This window comes from Acidithiobacillus concretivorus (genome assembly GCF_018853445.1).
Taxonomy (GTDB): domain Bacteria; phylum Pseudomonadota; class Gammaproteobacteria; order Acidithiobacillales; family Acidithiobacillaceae; genus Acidithiobacillus; species Acidithiobacillus concretivorus.
This window is the reverse complement of record NZ_JABELD010000200.1, coordinates 1-253: the sequence shown is the minus strand read 5'-3', so window position 1 is coordinate 253 and position 253 is coordinate 1. Positions and strand designations below refer to the sequence as shown.

1 protein-coding gene is annotated in these 253 nt (G+C 57.7%); it reads right to left on the bottom strand.

What is annotated here, in order from left to right; genetic code table 11:
• On the bottom strand, window positions 1-230 hold a 230-nt coding region (gene tnpB, locus HJG40_RS15645), incomplete at its 3' end, for an IS66 family insertion sequence element accessory protein TnpB (RefSeq protein WP_215864930.1).
• Window positions 231-253: the final 23 nt, after the last annotated feature.

Genomic DNA, 253 nt, shown 5'->3' with positions numbered 1-253 from the left:
CAATGCAGTCGCCCCTGATCCAGGCGGCGATACAACAGCCAGAAACCGAGGCCATCCCACAGCAACAATTTCAGGCGATCTCCCCGGCGGTTGCGAAAGACAAAAGCATGACCGCAAAAAGGATCGACAGCCAGCACCCCCTGAACCTTGGCCGCCAGACCATCAAAACCCAAACGCATATCTACGGGTGTTGTCGCTAACCAGATGCGGTTGCCCGGGCTCAACCACATGGGCTTTCAAGGACCCGCACCAG